Annotated in this window: 13 protein-coding genes; 8 read left to right on the top strand and 5 right to left on the bottom strand. The window is 57.9% G+C overall.

Features of this window, described 5'->3' with window-relative positions; translation table 11 throughout:
- Nucleotides 1-47: 47 nt before the first annotated feature.
- Together Q666_RS41845 and Q666_RS41850 are read right to left on the bottom strand one after the other, a co-directional pair.
- Complete coding sequence (locus Q666_RS41845; RefSeq protein ID WP_023014479.1) at nt 48-830, bottom strand: arginyltransferase; 783 nt, start codon at nt 828-830, stop codon at nt 48-50.
- A 45-nt stretch (nt 831-875) separates the two neighbouring features.
- Nucleotides 876-2708, bottom strand: coding sequence for an SLC13 family permease (locus tag Q666_RS41850; protein WP_023003793.1), 1833 nt, complete (start codon nt 2706-2708; stop codon nt 876-878).
- Nucleotides 2709-2907: 199 nt separating this feature from the next.
- Between Q666_RS41850 and Q666_RS41855 the strand changes: the two genes are divergently transcribed.
- A complete protein-coding gene (locus Q666_RS41855) occupies nt 2908-3393 on the top strand; it encodes a TspO/MBR family protein (RefSeq protein WP_081713208.1) in 486 nt (161 codons plus the stop codon).
- A gap of 2 nt (nt 3394-3395) precedes the next feature.
- On the opposite strand, the gene Q666_RS41860 is transcribed toward Q666_RS41855, so the two are convergent.
- From Q666_RS41860 to hemB, 3 genes are all read right to left on the bottom strand, one after another.
- Nucleotides 3396-3902 carry an RDD family protein gene (locus Q666_RS41860; RefSeq protein ID WP_023003795.1) on the bottom strand — a complete coding sequence of 169 codons (507 nt, stop codon included), beginning with the start codon at nt 3900-3902 and terminating at the stop codon, nt 3396-3398.
- 273 nt (nt 3903-4175) lie between these two features.
- On the bottom strand, nt 4176-5426 hold the full coding sequence (locus Q666_RS41865) for a threonine ammonia-lyase (protein WP_023003796.1): 1251 nt from the start codon (nt 5424-5426) through the stop codon (nt 4176-4178).
- Nucleotides 5423-6418, bottom strand: a complete 996-nt coding sequence (gene hemB, locus Q666_RS41870; protein WP_023003797.1) for a porphobilinogen synthase — start codon at nt 6416-6418, stop codon at nt 5423-5425. Before hemB ends, Q666_RS41865 begins: the two co-directional genes overlap by 4 nt.
- A gap of 274 nt (nt 6419-6692) precedes the next feature.
- Here hemB and Q666_RS41875 point away from each other — a divergent pair, with 274 nt between their 5' ends.
- The 7 genes from Q666_RS41875 to Q666_RS41905 all read left to right on the top strand — a co-directional run bounded on the left by Q666_RS41875 (nt 6693) and on the right by Q666_RS41905 (nt 13047).
- Entirely contained in the window at nt 6693-7832 is a 1140-nt protein-coding gene (locus Q666_RS41875; protein WP_023003798.1) for an isobutyryl-CoA dehydrogenase, read from the top strand.
- A 53-nt stretch (nt 7833-7885) separates the two neighbouring features.
- Complete coding sequence (locus Q666_RS41880) at nt 7886-8923, top strand: enoyl-CoA hydratase/isomerase family protein (protein ID WP_023003799.1); 1038 nt, start codon at nt 7886-7888, stop codon at nt 8921-8923.
- 23 nt (nt 8924-8946) lie between these two features.
- Entirely contained in the window at nt 8947-9366 is a 420-nt protein-coding gene (locus Q666_RS41885; protein WP_023003800.1) for a DUF6163 family protein, read from the top strand.
- A 73-nt stretch (nt 9367-9439) separates the two neighbouring features.
- A complete protein-coding gene (mmsB, locus tag Q666_RS41890) occupies nt 9440-10357 on the top strand; it encodes a 3-hydroxyisobutyrate dehydrogenase (RefSeq protein ID WP_023003801.1) in 918 nt (305 codons plus the stop codon).
- A gap of 154 nt (nt 10358-10511) precedes the next feature.
- Nucleotides 10512-11027: a winged helix DNA-binding protein gene (locus tag Q666_RS41895; protein WP_023003802.1), complete on the top strand. Its 516-nt coding sequence runs from the start codon at nt 10512-10514 to the stop codon at nt 11025-11027.
- Between the two features lie 359 nt (nt 11028-11386).
- Nucleotides 11387-12691, top strand: a complete 1305-nt coding sequence (locus tag Q666_RS41900; RefSeq protein ID WP_023003803.1) for a L,D-transpeptidase family protein — start codon at nt 11387-11389, stop codon at nt 12689-12691.
- Nucleotides 12692-12819: 128 nt separating this feature from the next.
- On the top strand, nt 12820-13047 hold the full coding sequence (locus Q666_RS41905; RefSeq protein WP_023003804.1) for a hypothetical protein: 228 nt from the start codon (nt 12820-12822) through the stop codon (nt 13045-13047).
- Nucleotides 13048-13428 lie beyond the last annotated feature (381 nt).

The following is a 13428-nucleotide window of genomic DNA, read 5'->3' on the forward strand; positions in this document are numbered from 1 at the left end:
TGCCGCAATTTAGAGGAGAGGGCAGGCGTGCGCCGCCTTCCACACGGTCATTCCTCTGAGTGCGGTTCCGTTTGATAGGCCTCAGCGTCGACAACGAGCCAGCCGTTGGGGCCAAGATGTTCCTGCGGTTTGAAGCGGGCCTTGTAGGCCATCTTCTGGGAGCCGTTGACCCAATAGCCAAGATAAACGTAGGGCAGGTTCATTTTCCGGGCTCGCTCTATGTGATCCAGGATCATGTAGGTGCCGAGCGGGGTCTTGGTGTAGTCGGGGTCGTAGAAGGAATAGACCATCGACAGCCCGTCCGAGAGTTGGTCGGAAAGGGCAACGCCCAACAACGGGCCTTCGCCGGCTCCGGTGATGAAGCTGTTCGGACCGCGTTGGCGATACTCCAGGACAATCGTTTCGACATGTGTGTCTTCGACCATCATTGCGTAGTCGAGGACGCTCATTTCCGTCATGCCGCCGTTCTCGTGTCGGGCTTGAAGATAATCGCGGAAGAGATCGTATTGTTCGGCAGACGGGCTGGGCGGCAGACGGGCACCGACGATGTCCGATCCGGATTTCCAGACCCGCTTGAACGACTTGCTCCACTTGAAATCGTCGACGCGGACGCGAACCGAGATGCAGGCCTGGCACCGTTCGCAGGCCGGGCGGTAGGCGATATTCTGACTGCGCCGGAAACCGCCCTGCGTCAGCACCTCGTTGAGGGCGGGAGCGCCATGGCCGACAAGATGGGTAAAGACCTTGCGCTCTTGTTTTCCCTCAAGATATGGGCAGGGCGCTGGCGCCGTAAGGTAGAACTGCGGATGATCTGTGGGGTGCCGTGTCACCGTTTTGTCCCGCGAAACCTTTAGATTTGTTCTCTATTCCCGGTCCTATAGTCCGTAATACCATGGCGCGACCAGAGAGAAGGTCAACCATAAAATGAGCGCAAGCGGTGTGCCAGCCCGCACAAAGTCGTTGAACTTGTAGTGACCCGGACCCATCACGATCAGGTTGGTCTGATAGCCGATCGGCGTCGCAAACGACGAGTTGGCCGCAATAATCAGGCAGACGACGAAGGCTTCGGGGCTCGCACCGATCTGATTTGCCAGATTGATCGCAATCGGTGTGAACAGGACAGCAGCCGCGTTGTTCGACAGGAAGTTCGTCAGGATCATCACGATGAAGAACAGGGCCGACAGCATCACGGTCGGTGATGCCCCGGCGAGTAAATGAACCAGTCCGGTGGCAATCGCATTCGCACCGCCGGTTCCCTCCAGTGCAACGGCAGCCGCAAGCGAGGCGCCCACCAGCATGAAGATGCGGCTGTCGATGGCGCGCATGGCCTGGCGGATGTTGAGACATCCCGACACAATCATGGCGAAGGTCCCGGCCACGGCGGTGGTGACAATGGGAACAAGGCCGCTGGCAGCCAGCGCGACAACAAGAGCGAAGATGACAAGTGCCCGTGGCGCGTAGCGTTTGCGCGGCACTTCGGCCATCGACCAGTCCAGCAGCAGTACGTCGCGATTACCGCGCAGGCGCGCGATCGCCTCTTCGCTGCCGGCCACCAGAAGCACGTCACCCGCTTCCAGGCGAATGTCGTTCATCGCCATGCGCGGCATGCGGCTGCGGCGCTGGATGCCCATCACCAAACAGCCGGTGTCGGTGTAAAAGCCCGACTGGGGCAAGGTGCGTCCCATCAGCCGGGACGCGGGGGCCACCACCACTTCCGCCAGGCTGATCGTGCCGGCAGGTGCCTGAGCCTCGCGGCCGGAGTTGCTGGTATCTGAATCTGCTTCCATCAGTGGCTGCCGGCGAGCCAGAGCATTGGCAAGGGCTGCACGCGTCGCCGCCACGATCACCGTATCGCCGGGAGAGAGCACCACGTTTTCAAACGGGGGCAGGATTGGCTTCTGGCCTCGCTGAACCAGTCTCACCGTCATGTCCTTCAATTGCGGGAACATGCCGGATACAGATTCCACGCCCACCAGCGGATGACCATAGGTGATTTCTATCTGGGCGATGAACTGCTTGCCGGAGGAACTCTGGAACTCTTCCGCCATGGTTTTGCGCACCGGAAGCAGCTTCGGCATGATGAACAGCACATAGATCGAGCCAACACCGGCGATGATCAGTCCGATTGGGGTGAAGCTGAAAAAGGTCAGTTTGAGATCGGAACTTTGCGCCGCGAAATTTGCTACCAGCAGGTTGGTCGACGAGCCGATCAACGTTGTCATGCCGCCAAGGATCGCGAGGAAAGACAGGGGCATCAGAACACGGGCCGGCGACTGGCCGACCGTGGCGGCAACAGCAGTCAGGATCGGCAGAAACATCACCACAACAGGGGTGTTGTTCAAGAATGCGCTGAGCGCCGCGACAGTCAGGAGAACAGGGATCGCAGCCCGCAGCGACCGTCCGCGCGTCATCTTGACGATCGCCTTTGCCGGTGCTTCGAGCGCGTCGGTCTGGAACAGTCCCTGACCGATGATCAGGAGGCAGATGACTGTTATCAGCGCCGGGTTTGAGAAGCCGGACAGGAAGTCGCCGGTGGTGATAAGCGAACCGTCCGGTCTCTCGACCGGAAATACCGAAAAGATGACAATGAAGGCGGAAACGGACCCGAGAGCTATTGTTTCAATCGCGTACCGCTCGACGGCGTACAGGACGACAGTGGACGCGATCACCACGAAGGTCAGCGCCATTGCAATATCAACTGAGTCCATTCACCTGCCCAAAGCCACCTTGGCCAATTTCACGAACCTGCACTTTAAAGCAGGCGGTCCCGGCAATGGAAGAGCCTTAAGATAATATTGCCGTTGATATATTCCTTTGAGGCAATGACACTGTCAAAGTTCATGTGCCGTTACCGCGATTTGATCCGATTAATGGGAACCCGGACTGGCGATCCGCGTTGAAGAAGTCATGAAATCAGAGAACCCAATTTCGCCTTCGTTCCCGAAAGACCTGCCCTCGCTCGTCTTGTTTCTGGCAGTTGTTTTGGGTGTCGGCATCACGATCGGCGTATTGAACACCCCTGGTGCCTGGTACGAGGCCTTGCAGAAGCCGCCGTTCAATCCACCCAACTGGGTGTTCGCGCCTGCCTGGGCCATTCTTTACATTCTGATAGCGATTGCCGGCTGGCGGGCATTCCTTCGGGCACCCGATAGCCGCGTGATGAAAATCTGGTACGGGCAGATGGTTCTCAACTGGATCTGGTCGCCACTCTTCTTCACGCTCCACTTCATGTGGACGGCTTTTGTCGTGATCGCGGTGATGCTCTACCTGATCCTGAACTTTATCGGTGGAAGCTGGCAAACCGATCGTTTGTCCGCGCAGCTTTTCATTCCCTATGCGCTCTGGACCTGCTTTGCCGGAATATTGAACCTGTCGCTGGCTCTCTTGAACTGACCTTACACCTGGCCTCGCACATAGCCTTGATGAGAGGCTGAGTTGATCACAACCGTTCCCAGTACGAGGTCGTGCAGCAGGCGTTTACGGTCGGAAAACAGTGACACCAGCAAAACAAGCGGCGTCAGCAAAGAGACCGAAAACCAGAACAGGATGACATGGACGGCAGCCAGAAGCGGGTAGGGCTTTGCGCCATACCAGAGGCGCATTTCCAGTCCCATCGCACGCATGCCCAAGGTTGACGCCTGCGGGCCACCAAGGGTGAAGGCGACATAGAGCAGCGCAACCGCCGTCGGCAGGATGCCGTAAAGCAGGAAGCCGAGACCCAGCGTAAAGACACCCAGGAAGAACACCACGATGCCGGCACCAAAGGTGAAAAGCGTGATCACGATCAGATCGATGAAGAACGCAAAGATGCGCCGGCTGCGCACGCCGGAAAACAGCTCCGGATTGCTCACAGGATCGAAAACGTCCTGACGGGCATAATCGGAGGTGGTTTCAGCTGACATGGTTCGGCTCCCTTGGGTTCGATGATCAACATGTGGTGATTTGGAGCGGGTTTCGCAAATCATTTGCCGGGTGAAGCCGAACCGTTCCGCGGGTAATCCACGCCAACCCCTCATCCTGAGGAAGCGCGGAGCGCTGTCTCGAAGGATGGGCGGCATACTCCGGAGCAAGGAGCCCATCCTTCGAGACGGTCCTCCTGTCCTCCTCAGGATGAGGTCGGTGTGTGGAGTGTCCGCATCAATAGCCGTGTAATGAAGGACTGGGGTGGCAGTCCTTCAGTCCATCCGCTCGCCGATTTCCAGGTAACGCACCACGAAGGCGCGTTCGCGCAGAGCGGCGACGATACGCTCGCCATGCGGGCGGTCAAAGGCCTCGAAGGTGACGTCCAGCGTTGCCCCTTTCGCGGGAACGTTGAGGAACAGGCGATGGTGTTCAACGTCGACCACGTTGCCCTGCATGTCACCGATAACGGTTGCGATTTCACCCAGAACGCCGGGGCGGTCAGGCGTGTCGATCCGGATCGAGACCAGTTTGCCATCGCGTGCAAGTTCGCGGACCACGATCTTGGAGAGCAGTCTCGGATCGATATTGCCGCCGCAAAGAACCAGGCCAACCCTCTTGCCGGCAAATCGCTCGGGTTCGGTCAGCAAGGCCGCGAGACCGGCGGCGCCTGCGCCTTCCGCAATGGTCCGTTGCAAGGTCAGATAGGCGTTGATCGCCCGCTCGATGCTGCTTTCCGAAACAAGCAGGATGTCATCGACGACCTTTTTGACGACTTCGGTCGTCAGGACGCCGATGTCGCGCACAGCGATACCTTCTGCGATGGTCGCGCCTTCGCAGCGCACGTCCTTGCCATAGAAGGCGCCCCACATGCCGGGGTAAAGCGTCGTTTCAACGCCAATCACTTCGACGGAAGGCTTGAGAGCCTTTGCCGCCGTGGCGATGCCGGCGATAAGGCCGCCGCCGCCGATCGGCACGACCAGGACATCGAGATCCGGCTGCTGCGCCAGCATCTCGATGCCGATCGTGCCCTGGCCGTGAATGACATGGGCATCGTCATATGGGTGAACCCAGACAAGATTGTTCTGTTCGGCCAGCCTGTCGGCTTCTTCCTTCGCCTCGGCCAGCGTGTTTCCCGCCAGGACCACCTCTGCACCGTGGTTGCGGGTCGCGGAGATCTTCACGAATGGCGTCAGAACCGGCATGACGATGGTTGCCGGTATGCCAAGCCGTCCGGCATGATAGGCAACGCCCTGGGCATGGTTGCCGGCCGAAACCGCAATCACGCCGCGCTTCTTTTCATCCGCCGTCAGGCTGGAGAGCTTCACCAGCGCACCACGTTCCTTGAAGGCGCCGGTGACCTGCATGTTTTCGTATTTTACAAAGACATCCGCCCCTGTGAGCTGCGAAAGCCGCGGAGCGGGCAGGCACGGGGTCTCGATTACGGCGCCCTTCAAAAGTGCAGCCGCTTCCTGAACCTTGTCGAATGTGACGTTGTCAGCGGTGGTGGCCCCGGTGGAGGTCATTTCCCGGCTGCCAGCATTTCGGCCACCTTCGGTGCGAAATAGGTCAGGATGCCGTCGGCGCCGGCGCGCTTGAAGGCGAGCAGACTTTCCAGCATCGCCTTGTCACCGTCCAGCCAGCCATTTCCGGCCGCGGCCTTGATCATAGCGTATTCGCCTGACACCTGATACGCGTAGGTCGGCACCTGGAACTCGTCCTTTATCCGCCGGACAATGTCGAGGTAGGGCATGCCTGGCTTGACCATCACCATGTCGGCGCCTTCAGCAATGTCCAGTTCGGCTTCCCGCAGGGCTTCGTCCGTATTGGCCGGATCCATCTGGTAAGTGCGCTTGTCGCCAACCAGGGTCCCCGACGAGCCGACAGCGTCCCGGAACGGTCCATAGAAGGCGGAGGCGTATTTCGCCGAATAGGCCATGATCTGGGTTCCGCGATGACCTTGAGAATCGAGTGCCTGTCGAATGGCGCCGATACGTCCGTCCATCATGTCGGACGGGGCGATCACGTCTGATCCGGCTTCCGCCTGCACCAGGGCCTGCCGGCAGAGCTGATCCACGGTCTCGTCGTTCAGGATCGTCTCGCCTTCCATCAATCCGTCATGACCGTGGCTGGTGTAGGGATCAAGGGCGACGTCCGTCATCAGGCCCAGGTTAAGGCCTTCCGCCTTGATGGCGCGCAAGGCGCGACAGGTCAGGTTTTCAGGATTGAGAGCCTCGGAACCTGTTTCATCGCGAAGACCGGGATCGGTGTAGGGAAACAGTGCCAGTGCCGGAATGTTCAACTTCGCCGCCTTCTCGGCGTCACGGACGGCTTCATCCACGGACAGGCGAACAACATCCGGCATGGACGGAACGGACTGACGGATATTCTCGCCGTCCACCAGGAAAATCGGCCAGATCAGGTCATCGACCGTGAGATTGTTTTCGCGCACCAGGCGGCGCGACCAGTCGCTCTGGCGGTTGCGGCGCATGCGCGTGCCGGCCAGCAGTGTGTCCATGTGGTCTGAGGTTATCGGCGGGAGGGGAGATTTTGACGGCATCGGCCCTGACTATTCGCTAGGAGATGTTGGAAAGCGTATTCTGATCGAAGTGAGCCGCCAATCTATCACGCAGATTGACGCAATCCAACATTCTGTAAAATAACTGAATTTAATAAAGAAAAAGAGATTGTTTGACGTTCGCGTCAAATGTGCTTTAGTGCTGCCGCGAAGACAGGGCGTAGACCTTTCCGGAGGAGGAAGTGCGCCGCCACCGCTTGAGGGAGGATAACCCGTGGACTTTTCACTGAACGAAGATCAGCGCGCCTTTCAGGACATGGCGGCAAGTTTCTCGCGGGATGAACTGGCGCCATTTGCCAAGGAATGGGACGAGGAAAGCCACTTCCCGATTCCCACCCTGCGCAAGGCAGCCGAGCTTGGGTTCGGTGGCATCTACGTGAAGGAAGATGTCGGTGGTTCCGCGCTCACCCGGCTGGATGCAACGCTGATCTTCGAGGAACTGTCCAAGGGCTGTACGTCGACGGCGGCCTATATATCCATTCACAACATGGTAGCCTGGATCATCGATTCCTATGGCTCGGAGGACCTGCGTCAGAAGTATCTGCCCAGGCTCTGCACCATGGACCTGCTCACCAGCTACTGTCTCACCGAACCGGGCTCGGGTTCGGATGCAGCGAGCCTGCGTACCAGCGCCAAGGATGATGGTGACCATTATGTCCTCAACGGCTCCAAGGCATTCATCTCCGGCGGCGGCGTAAGCGATCTGTATGCGGTAATGGTCCGCACAGGTGGTGAGGGACCTTCCGGCGTTTCCTGTATCCTGGTCGAAAAAGGGACGCCCGGTCTCAGCTTCGGTGCCAACGAGGTGAAGCTCGGCTGGAAGAGCCAGCCGACGGCCCAGGTCAATTTTCAGGATTGCCGGGTGCCGAAGTCGAATCTGATCGGATCGGAAGGGCAGGGCTTCAAGATCGCGATGGCGGCGCTCGATGGCGGTCGGCTCAACATCGGCGCCTGCTCGATGGGGGCTGCACAGGCCTGTCTCGATCACGCCCTGGCCTATGTGCAGGAACGCAAGCAGTTTGGTCGACCGATTGCCGACTTCCAGGCACTTCAGTTCCGCCTGGCGGATATGGCAACCGAATTGGAAGCAGCCCGGCTGCTCTTGCACAAGGCCGCTTCGGCGGTGGATGCGAAATCGCATGACGCCACCAAGCTTGCGGCCATGGCCAAGCGGCTTGCTACCGACACCGGCTTCAAGGTGGTCAACGAAGCACTGCAGCTTCATGGCGGTTACGGCTATCTGCGCGACTATCCAATCGAGCGTTATTTCCGCGATGTGCGGGTGCATCAGATCCTGGAAGGCACCAACGAGATCATGCGGCTGATCATTGCGCGGCAGCTGCTGAAGGACTGATCGAGTTTTCCGTCCCATTCCGTTGAAACGACTCTTCTTTTTGCGAGGCGCCAGTGAGCGACGAGATTCTTTTCCAGAAGCGCGGCAAGGCCGGGTTTGTCATCTTGAACCGGCCGAAGGCACTGAACGCGATCAACCACGCAATGGTCCTGGCAATGGCCGAGCAATTGTCGCGCTGGGCGGAAGATCCGGAAATCGCACACATCGTCGTTACGGGTGCTGGCGACAAGGCGTTCTGCGCAGGTGGCGACATTCGCAGCATCTATGATGCCCGAATGAACGGGCAGACCGACGGCCTGAGCGCCTTCTTCCGCGACGAGTACATGCTCAACGCACAGATCAAGGCCTATCCGAAGCCATACATCGCTCTCGTCAACGGGATTGTCATGGGCGGCGGTGTCGGGGTGTCGGTTCATGGCAGCTATCGCATCGGCACGGAAAAGACGTTGTTTGCGATGCCCGAGACCGGAATTGGCTTCTTTCCGGATGTCGGCGGGACATTCTTCCTGCCGCGCATGCCCAGGAACAGCGGCGTCTACTGTGCACTTAGCTCCGGCAGGCTGAAACAGGGCGATGCTCTAGGTACCGGCGTTCTGACCCACGCCGTTTCGGAAGAAAGCCTTGCTGACCTGGAACAGGACCTTGAAACAGCAGACGATATCGGCGCAGTGCTTGCGCCGTATCTGATGACGCCGGAGAAGGGGCCCGTCTGCGAAAGTCTCGACGTTATCGACGAGATCTTTTCGGCTGCATCGGTGGAAGACATTCTGTCGCGTCTGGATGCTTCACAGAGTGAATTTGCCGGGAAGGCCGCTGCCGCCATCCGGCAAAAATCACCGACAAGCGTTCTGATTGCATTCGAGCAAATGAAGCGAGGCCGCAAGCTTTCCTTCAATGAATGCATGAAGCTTGAATATCGCATCGTCTCGCGCATTCTGCAGGGGACGGAGTTCTACGAAGGCATTCGTGCTGTGCTGGTCGACAAGGACCAGGCGCCAAAATGGTCGCCTGCCCAGTTTGGCCAAGTGGACAGCGCCGAGCTGGCGTCGTATTTCGAGGAACCTGCTGACGGAGATCTGCCGCTCAGCTGAGCTCAACCTGACCCGGACAGCACATGATTACCAGCTTTCAGGACCTGATCGATTCCCGCCCACCCTGGAGCACGCTGCTGATCTGGTATCTGCGCGGCATTGCGATCATTCTCATCGGCGGCGGCGTCATCTACTGGGCCCGCATTATCGGCATCGTCGAATGGCGTGGATTGTGGTTCTGGGACATGCCCGTGGCGCTGCAGGGAGCCATCGTCTTTTTTGCCGTCCTGGATCTGGTGGCCGCGACCGGCCTCTGGCTGACCGTGTCCTGGGGCACGGTGATGTGGATATTCCGCTGCTTCTGCCAGATCGTCATGCACACAGCCTTTTCCGATCTCTACGGCCGGCGGCCATATGAAATCGCCTTCTACCTGCTGACAATCGCAATCTATGCCGGACTGGCCTTCCTTATGGACAGGGAAAACAAGGCCAATGCCGGCTGACGGCGGTTGAATCAGTTTTTGAAGTGCCTGGAACGGCAGTTCAAGACGGCCAGCCAACAGATTCAAAATCAACATGAAATCTCTTTGGGAGGAAACCATCATGAGCACTATTGGATTTATCGGTCTTGGCAACATGGGCGGACCGATGGCGATCAATCTCGTCAAGGCAGGGCACAAGGTACACGGCTTTGATCTGTCCGATGCGGCCATGGCAGCACACGAAGCGGAGGGTGGTGAAAAGGCAGCTAGTGTCGCTGACCTGGCTGCTGCTGCCGACGTGATCGTCACCATGCTGCCCGCCGGAAAGCATGTCCGCCAGATCTATGAAGGCGAGGGCGGTATTCTCGACAACGCCAAGCCCGGCACTCTCATGATCGATTCCTCGACTATCGACGTCGACAGCGCTCGTGCGGTCAGCGCTGCGGCAGAGGCAAGAGGCATGAAAATGGTCGACGCACCGGTCTCCGGTGGTGTTGCAGGCGCCGCGGGTGGAACGCTGACCTTCATGGTCGGTGGATCTGCCGAGGCATTCGAAGCGGCGAAAACCTATCTCGACATCATGGGCAAGACCATCGTGCATGCAGGCGACGCCGGAACCGGTCAGGCGGCAAAGATCTGCAATAACATGATCCTCGGCATTTCCATGATTGCCGTATCGGAGGCATTTGTGCTCGCCGAGAAGCTGGGTCTGGACAAGCAGAAGTTGTTTGACATCTCCTCGACGGCGTCCGGTCAGTGCTGGTCCCTGACATCCTACTGCCCGGTGCCGGGTCCGCTGCCGTCGTCTCCTGCGAACCGGGATTATCAACCTGGGTTTGCAGCCGCGATGATGCTCAAGGATCTGAAACTTGCTCAGGAAGCAGCAAATTCGGCTGGCGCGGCAACGCCGTTGGGCGCGGAAGCGGCAGCGCTCTACTCACTGTTCTGTAATACAGGTGGCGAAGCCCAGGATTTCTCAGGGATTGTGAAGTTCCTCCGCGGAACATCGTAAACAACTTGTTAAAGGGAAGTCTAAAACGCCCCTTGGAAGTTAACGGATGATTCAGCGTGTCTCTTAAGCGGATTTTAGAATCGCTCGGTTAGATTGCGAAACAAGGCGGGAAAAATATCCGTCCAACGACAGGTACTAAAAGAGGCGCAATCACATGATCACCGCAAGTAGGGCAGTCGACGCTGTTGCACAGAGTGAAGGGGAAGAGCTTGAGATCAAGCCGCTTTACCTAGAGGCTCTTACGCTCGTTGAGCGACTGCATCGGCGTCTGCTCGACGTCATCAAGGACGAATTCGACCGCATGGGCCGGTCCGACGTAAACAGCGTGCAGGCACTGCTGCTGTTCAACATCGGCGACAGCGAACTGACCGCCGGTGAACTGCGGACACGCGGTTACTACCTGGGGTCGAATGTCTCCTACAACCTGAAGAAGCTGGTCGAGACCGGTTACATCCACCATCAGCGTTCGCGTATGGACCGCCGGTCTGTCCGTGTCAGCCTGACGGAAAAGGGACGGGAAGTGGCCAAGATCGTGAACGATCTTTACGAGCGTCACATGCTGTCCGTGGAACAGGTCGGCGAAATCGGTCCGCAGGACTTTGTGGCACTGAACAAGTCCCTGCGCCGTCTGGAGCGGTTCTGGACCGACCAGATCCTTTACCGCCTGTAAGACATTCGCGGAACATTCAGATGACAAGGCACCGCCCATTGGGCGGTGCTTTCTGTTTTTCAGCCTCAAGTTGCCGACCTCACGCAAATTTGCACAGCCAGAATTCTCGAACGGCGGAGAAACAAAGCTATGGTGCAGGCAGTTTTAACTGCTGCGGCAAAGTTGACATCTTGTGGTCACATTGGAATGGCTTTGTGCAGTGCTCCTGAATCCGAGATGGTTAAAAAATCAAGCGATTTGTTAACTCCCTTCCGTTAGGACTGGGAGCAGGAACCGCCGGGGTGGCCTGTTTTGTTGGTCTGAACCCCGCGTATTTGAAGAACATTTGCGCCGAATGGCGCTGCAACATGGGGTCGGCGATGAACCTTTTATCCGGACCGTTCGGGATAAAGCGTCACTGGAAGTGGACTGCTGGAAAAACGCTCAAGAGCATGATGATGCTGGGCGTGGTAACTCCAGTCATGATCGCAACTGGTGCGCAGGCACAGACGGCCCCGATGACATTCGCACAGAACCAGCAGGTTGAATGGGCGGATAACTTTGACATCGCAACGGATCACATCACGGAAGTGAAATCCTCTGCTCCGACGTTGTCGCCGCAGACGGCCGACTATATCGCGGCAGCGATCGATCGTTATCAGCGCATTGTCCAGGCCGGTGGCTGGGGAACGGTGTCTGCTGGCGGCAAGGCGCTTCGCATTGGTGCCAAGGATCCGCGCGTCGTGGAACTTCGCCGCCGCTTGATCGTTTCCGGCGATCTTGAACAGCAGGCCGGCCTCTCCGACACCTTCGATTCTTACGTGGATGCAGGTCTGCGCCGTTTTCAACTTCGTCACGGTCTTATTCCGGACGGTGTGATGGGCGACGGCACCGTGACTGCGCTGAACATTTCGGCCGACGTACGTCTGCGCCAACTTGAAACCAACATGATCCGTATGCGGTCCATGTCCGGTTTCCTGGGCGACCGCTACGTGATGGTCAACATTCCGGCAGCAGAGATCGAGGCGGTTGAAAACGGCATGGTCCGTTCGCGCCACACGGCCGTTGTGGGCAAGATCGACCGCCAGACGCCGATCCTCAACAGCAAGATCTACGAGTTGAACTTCAATCCGTACTGGACGGTGCCGAAGTCTATCATCCGCAAGGACCTGATCCCCAAGATGAAAGAGGATCCGCAGTATCTTGCGAAGAACAATATCCGCATCTTCGACTGGAGCAACAACGAGCTGAACTGGCAACAGATCGACTGGAACACGGATGAGGCGACCCAGTATCGCTTCACCCAGGATCCGGGCTCGGAAAACTCGCTCGGGTCGGTGCGCATCAACTTCCACAACAAACACCAGGTCTATCTGCACGATACGCCGTCCAAGACCCTGTTTGGCGAAGCCAACCGGTTCCATTCTTCGGGCTGCGTGCGCGTTCAGAATGTGCGAGAGCTGGTGACCTGGCTGTTGCAGTCGACAACTCCTGACTGGGATCGGGGACGTGTCGATGGTGTCATCCGCACCGGTGATCGTGAAGACGTGAAACTGAAATCGCAGATTCCGCTTTATCTCACCTACATCACCGCCTGGGCAAACGCCGACGGTGTGGTGCATTTCCGCGATGATATCTACGACCGCGACGATCTCTACGGAACGGGTGAGCAAGCACGCCTGTAGGTGTCGCCAAGCGTCAAACAATTGTTTCCTGTCCAGAAACGTCGGCCTTGATCAGGCCGGCGTTTCATGGATTCTAGCTCCATTCGCATGCTTGTTCGACAACGGGGTGCTGGATCGGGAGAACGGCAATGAGTCGCGAAGAGCGGCCTGGTGAAATTTATCTTGAGTTTCGGCCGATCGGTCAGCAGGTCAAGGTCACTGCCATTGACGCGGCGACCGGTTTTGAAGTGTCGGTCTTCGGGCCGGCTTCAGCAGCTCAGGAAGATCTGAAGCGGATTGCCGTTCGAAAACTTCGCCGCCGCCTTGAACAGGAAGGCTTGACTGCGCAGAACAGACCTGACCCGACCCTTTATTGATGGTTTGTCTTAAGTCTCTGCTTCCGCAACAGGTTTCGATAAAACAACAAGCGATTTAAATCGTTTTGAGAAGAACGGCGCACCAGATCGGTTTGCGAGAGCAGATTTGAATTGTGCCCGGGTATTGTTTTGGTGCCGGTCAAATGATCGGCGCCGAAGGTCGGGTCTGTTGCAAGCGTAACTTGTTGGGTTGTCAGTTTAGATTTGGCCCAAGGTTGCGAAAACTTGTTTCGTTCAAGATTTGGCAGCTGTGTCGTTTTCCAAACTGGACGCGTCGGTATGCCCCTTGGTTCTGGTCGGGGGGTGTGTTAATTCCTCGCCTCACACAGGCATGACGGTCGAAAGCGTCCTTCCGGACATTGGCCGCCGATGCTCCTGATC

It is taken from the genome of Labrenzia sp. C1B70, assembly GCF_000475395.1.
Classification (GTDB): Bacteria; Pseudomonadota; Alphaproteobacteria; order Rhizobiales; family Stappiaceae; genus Roseibium; species Roseibium algicola.

What these genes read in the sequence shown, in the direction of transcription:
- Q666_RS41850 (WP_023003793.1), bottom strand. Translation starts at nt 2,708, where the DNA reads ATGGACTCAGTTGATATTGCAATGGCGCTGACCTTCGTGGTGATCGCG.
- Q666_RS41855 (WP_081713208.1), top strand. Translation starts at nt 2,908, where the DNA reads ATGAAATCAGAGAACCCAATTTCGCCTTCGTTCCCGAAAGACCTGCCC.
- Q666_RS41860 (WP_023003795.1), bottom strand. Translation starts at nt 3,902, where the DNA reads ATGTCAGCTGAAACCACCTCCGATTATGCCCGTCAGGACGTTTTCGAT.
- Q666_RS41865 (WP_023003796.1), bottom strand. Translation starts at nt 5,426, where the DNA reads ATGACCTCCACCGGGGCCACCACCGCTGACAACGTCACATTCGACAAG.
- hemB (WP_023003797.1), bottom strand. Translation starts at nt 6,418, where the DNA reads ATGGACACACTGCTGGCCGGCACGCGCATGCGCCGCAACCGCCAGAGC.
- Q666_RS41885 (WP_023003800.1), top strand. Translation starts at nt 8,947, where the DNA reads ATGATTACCAGCTTTCAGGACCTGATCGATTCCCGCCCACCCTGGAGC.
- mmsB (WP_023003801.1), top strand. Translation starts at nt 9,440, where the DNA reads ATGAAATCTCTTTGGGAGGAAACCATCATGAGCACTATTGGATTTATC.
- Q666_RS41895 (WP_023003802.1), top strand. Translation starts at nt 10,512, where the DNA reads ATGATCACCGCAAGTAGGGCAGTCGACGCTGTTGCACAGAGTGAAGGG.
- Q666_RS41900 (WP_023003803.1), top strand. Translation starts at nt 11,387, where the DNA reads ATGAACCTTTTATCCGGACCGTTCGGGATAAAGCGTCACTGGAAGTGG.
- Q666_RS41905 (WP_023003804.1), top strand. Translation starts at nt 12,820, where the DNA reads ATGAGTCGCGAAGAGCGGCCTGGTGAAATTTATCTTGAGTTTCGGCCG.